The following is a 4,785-nucleotide window of genomic DNA, read 5'->3' as shown; positions in this document are numbered from 1 at the left end:
TACTTGCTTGTGCTGCCCTCAATCCTATGACCCATTTGGGTATGCCTGATAGCTATGCCCATAATGCTTAAAACTGCTCCTGAGAGGGGGAGCATTTTGACCCCTTCATCATTCATGCAACAAAGCCGTTTGCGTTTAAAAAAGAATGAGTTAGTTGAATATCAAAAAAATAGTTGGATTAAATTAAATGATTTAGGTCTAGTACCTGGAGTGTCTTTATTTATTAAAGGAATTAAAGTCACGAATAATCGTGGTTTTATAAGTTTTAATGTTGCCGCTAAATGGAAACGTAAACTTAACGGAGTAGCCCCAAAAGAAGGATGGTTTATTTTGACAAATTTGGATAGCTTAAATTCGGCTATTTCAGCTTACAAACAAAGATTTGATTCGTTGGCGAAGCCTGGCGAGCGAAGCGAGGCATGGAAATGTTTAGAGATTTTAAGACAGGTGGTTATAATTTAGAAAAGACTAACGTTGAAGGTAAACGCTTTATTTATCTAGTTTTATTGATGACTATAGCTTATACTTCTGCAACTATTCAAGGTCATAACATTAAACGTAAAGGAATCCAAAACTATGTGGTTCGTGTAAAATAATCTGGCCGATTGGAGAGAAGACATAGCAGTTTTTACGTTGGTTTATATGGTCAAACCTGGGTTAACTTCAAAGATGTTTGTCTAGAATTAGTAACCGAATTAATGAGACGCGCATCCTAATAAGCGATGCAGCGCGGTCTTGGGGAGGCAGTGCGGTCTTGGGGGTTCCCCCCATGAGCAACTGCCGTGGTTTCCCCCATGAGCGACTGCATCAAGACACGAAAGTATTATCAACGAGGTCTAAGGGCTAGATTACTTATATAGCCAAAAAAGGGATAGTTAGGACATAATGGTAACATATAGCGGTTTGCACTTAACTTAGTTACAATAACAACAATAATAAAAAAGTTTTTTAATTTGTTCTTTAGTCAAATAATCACAACAATCAACTAGACCTTTTTCTAACTCATCTCTAGTCATCGGGACTAATGAACGTAAATATTCTTTCAAAATAAACCAAAATTTTTCCCTCGGATTAAAATCGGTAGAATAAGGAGGTAAAAAGAAAACGCTAGCTCCAACTGTAGATAATATTTCTACAACTTTTTGGTTTTTATGGGTGGGAAAATTATCCATAATTACCACAGCGCCAGGCCATAATGATGGTGCTAAAACTGGTTTTCTATAAGTTAGAAAACCTTGAGGATTCATCGAACCATTTAAGGTCATAGTACCTAAGATTGCTTGGTAGGAAAGTGCACTGATTATTGCAGGGTAATCGCATCTAATTTGGTATAAATCGTACTTGACAAACTACAGGGAGTATAGGTATGATAGCCAGTCAGTGTTCAAGGTTGTCCCAGAGCGGATGTTGCGGTTAACCGTTGGATTTGCCAAGATTTGCATTCTCTAGTCAGTCATTATGGCAAAAGGCTTTGTGAAGGCTCAGCAGGAGCGTGAAGCGTTAATCTTGAAAAACAGTGTTCTGAAGCATTTTCAGCACTTGCGAGATCCCCGAGTGGAGCGAACCCAGAAACATTCCTTGGTGGCCATGATCACGATTGCCATTTTGGCGGTGCTCTCCGGTGCCGATGGGTTTGTGGCAATCGTTACCTACGGTAAAGCGTTCGCAAGTGTGGCTGGAGACGTTTTTAGAGTTGCCCAATGGGATTCCGTCACACGATACCTTTGGTCGGGTGTTTGGTCTGCTAGACCCCCAGGAGCTCGAGACGAGTTTCTTGAGTTGGGTCAGCTGTATTACTGAGAAATTAGCCCTGAAGTTGATTCATATCGATGGCAAGACCACCAAAGGCTCCTATGACCGAGCTGGTCAACTGAAGGCGTTACAGAGTGTGAGTGCCATAAGCAGTGAACATGGGCTGGTTTTAGCGAGCGCAAAAAGTGGAGAGCAAATCCAATGAAATCACAGCAGTGCCGCTCCTGCTGCAATTGCTGAACCTCAAGGGGGCGGTAGTCACCCTTGATGCCATGGGCACCCAAATCGCCATAGCGTAGGCATTTCAAGCAGGCAGAAGGCGACTATGTCTTGGCACTCAAAGGCAACCAGGGTCAGCTCAGCCAACAAGTAGAGGCTTGGTTCGAGCAAGCACAAGCCCACAACTGGCAGGGGATTGAGTACAGCTACGATGAAACCATAGACAGTGGACATCATCGCATAGAAACTCGCCAAGTTTGGGTCGTGCCCGTGAGTCAATTACCACCACTGCCTCGGCAAGGTCAATGGGCGGGCTTAGAGACGGTTGTCATGGTCAAGAGTACCCAGAAGTTATGGAACAAAACCAGGTTTGAAGTGCGGTTTTACATTAGCAGCCTGGAAGGCGATGCCCAGCGACACAACTCGGTGATTCGCTCCCATTGGAGTATTGAGAACAGTCTGCATTGGGTGCTTGATGTCACCTTTGGCGAAGATGCTAGTCGGATACCTATGCGGATATGCGGCACAGAACCTGGGATTGTTGCGACGTTTAAGTGTTAGTTTACTCAAGCAGGTACCCTCCAAACAGAGTCTGAAGATGAAGCGTTACCGAGCTGGGATGGACAATAACTCAGTAATGGAAATCCTGGCTGCCAGTGCCGGTAAGTCAGGTGTTAGTCGTAGTTGATCACCACTGAGCAGGTGAGTTGGAAGAGGTAATCGAGGTCTGTGTTCTCGGTCAAGCCCTAGATCATAAACGCCGAACCGGTGCAAGACCACTCAATTAGTTGACTTTGGTCAGTTCAGAGGATAATCAAGTTTTAGGGAGTGTTAGAGCATTTTGAGGGTCGATTTAGATGCGATTACCCTGCTGATTATTGTGATATTTTTCCCTCTGTAATAAGGCCGATAATCGACAACTCTAGTCCCTCTTTTATAACGGCCATAAATGCGCTTTTTACCTAAGTTAAAATTTCATCCAAAAAGACTAGGTTTTTTACTAAAAAATTCGTAATTTTCTGCCAATAAAGACATCTTAATATAGCTACCCTTGACCTTTTGGCTTGACTAGCATATAGCGTTTTTTTTTTCGCGTTATGTTAAGTTTTTTTAAGATTAGACTCAAAGTAGTAATGTGGACAGTAATTTTTTTCTCTTTTTCAAGTATTTCCACCATTTCCGACAGAGTTAATGATGGATGCTCTGACAACATAGATTTGATAAATTCCGTGAATGGTTCTAGGGCGTGTCTGCAAAGTTAAAAGATCACCATGGAACTGTGATCGATATCACCAGCAACAGGAGAAAGAAGATTTCAACTAAAGCCAGAGTAATATAGAGGCAATAGTCAACATCGCTTGATAATTGATGGCATATTTCGCAATTTCTCAATAACCGCTGGTTGACAGATTGGATCAGCAATTTATCAGGCAGGGCTACCCACCAGTCCATGCTCTATAGCCTTTTGTCGAATCAAATCTGATAAGGGGGGGATTTTGCTAGCAGGGCGACAAAGGGGATTGAAAACTAGATAGGGCAAGCTCAATGGCACGTTTGCCCTGATTGTAATGGAGAATCCAACGACGATTAATTTGCAAAAGTTCAGACAAAGTTTGTTGGCACAATTGCTGTAGGCGGAGCCAATGATGAAGATGTTGACCAATATAAAAAGAGCTATGTCTACGTTGTGAGGTTGAGGAAGTTTCCGGTCGTGCTACATATTTTTGAATGCCAATACTCTTAATGTGCTGACCTTGGAGCAGGGCACTAGTATAAGCAATAGCAACGACAATAAGTAGTTTATTAAGCTGTTGATGTTTGAGCTTGGAGCCTTCAAGATTATAGCCACCTGATTTAAAATCTCGAAACATTTCCTCAATATCAAAACGCTTTTGGTAAGCTAGAATAGCTGTTTTTAAATCAACTAAGTTAGTTAAGATATACCAAGGTTCTTTTGTCTTAAAGCCTTTGTAGTTCCTTTTCCACTTAGCCGCAATATTGAAAGTCCCAAAGCCGGTTTGCGTCGCTCACCTGTCGGTCATTGATAAAAAGCTTCATCCCAGGAGTTAAACCCCACTCTCTTAGTTCCTTATATAACCCCTTTTTGACTTTAATCTTTGTATCGCATTTCTGTCTTAAACAAAAGTATGTCCCTTTTTCTGATAGCCAAAAGCCCAACTTCGGTGAACAAAATTCTCTATCTCCTAGCACACACACTATATACTCATCTATTTGCCCTAATAACAGCTCAATACTTTTCCCTAATACCTCTTGCTGTTCCTTGAGGTTACTACTTCCTTTTTTTGATAAAAAAATCCAATATACTGGCCATGCTCTGTGGTTCCAAATTATACTTACCATCAAGATATTTATTTCTCCCCAGCTTGTTCTGTCTAAGGCCAGATATATCGTATCGGAGGGTTTAAACATACTCCTTAATAGACACTTTACACAGGGAAACCAAATTTTCTCCACACCTAAGTTTTTATTTCTCAAGAAACGCCGTAATTTCTGCCGACGACTTTCAAACAAAATTGGGAATGGTAGTGCTTCGGCTAACCACTCTAACTTCACTTGTTTAAATAATTGAAGACTTGCTACAACTAGAGTTAGTAATAGATAAGTACTGCGGTTGAGTTCTTTTTCCAGGATTTTTTGGTATTCTTTTGCTATCATTTTCATGATAATGGGACTTTAGCAAAAATCAAGCCCAAATCAAGCCTAAACTCGCTTTATATCTTAAAAATACGTCCATATTTTCCTGCAGCCAACATACAAAACGGTAAGATATGGCACTCCGAAATGCCTCCAAAG

Annotated in this window: 3 protein-coding genes and 2 pseudogenes; 2 read left to right on the top strand and 3 right to left on the bottom strand. The window is 41.3% G+C overall.

Going from position 1 to position 4,785, the window contains the following annotated elements:
* Positions 1-132: 132 nt before the first annotated feature.
* Positions 133-689 (top strand): annotated as a pseudogene (locus F6K49_RS35525) (IS4 family transposase); the annotation flags it as partial.
* A 225-nt stretch (positions 690-914) separates the two neighbouring features.
* Here the strand turns inward: F6K49_RS35525 and F6K49_RS35520 are convergent.
* A complete protein-coding gene (locus F6K49_RS35520) occupies positions 915-1,325 on the bottom strand; it encodes a transposase (RefSeq protein ID WP_293104325.1) in 411 nt (136 codons plus the stop codon).
* Between the two features lie 133 nt (positions 1,326-1,458).
* Between F6K49_RS35520 and F6K49_RS35515 the strand changes: the two are divergent.
* Positions 1,459-2,659: pseudogene (locus tag F6K49_RS35515) on the top strand (ISAs1 family transposase).
* An 811-nt stretch (positions 2,660-3,470) separates the two neighbouring features.
* Here the strand turns inward: F6K49_RS35515 and F6K49_RS35510 are convergent.
* Together F6K49_RS35510 and F6K49_RS35505 are read right to left on the bottom strand one after the other, a co-directional pair.
* Complete coding sequence (locus F6K49_RS35510) at positions 3,471-3,842, bottom strand: hypothetical protein (RefSeq protein WP_293030292.1); 372 nt, start codon at positions 3,840-3,842, stop codon at positions 3,471-3,473.
* Positions 3,843-3,957: 115 nt separating this feature from the next.
* Positions 3,958-4,653, bottom strand: coding sequence for a hypothetical protein (locus tag F6K49_RS35505; RefSeq protein ID WP_293030295.1), 696 nt, complete (start codon positions 4,651-4,653; stop codon positions 3,958-3,960).
* Positions 4,654-4,785: the final 132 nt, after the last annotated feature.

It is taken from the genome of Moorena sp. SIO3I6 (assembly GCF_010672095.1).
The sequence above is the reverse complement of the archived record's forward strand: the minus strand, read 5'-3'. Positions and strand labels throughout refer to the sequence as shown.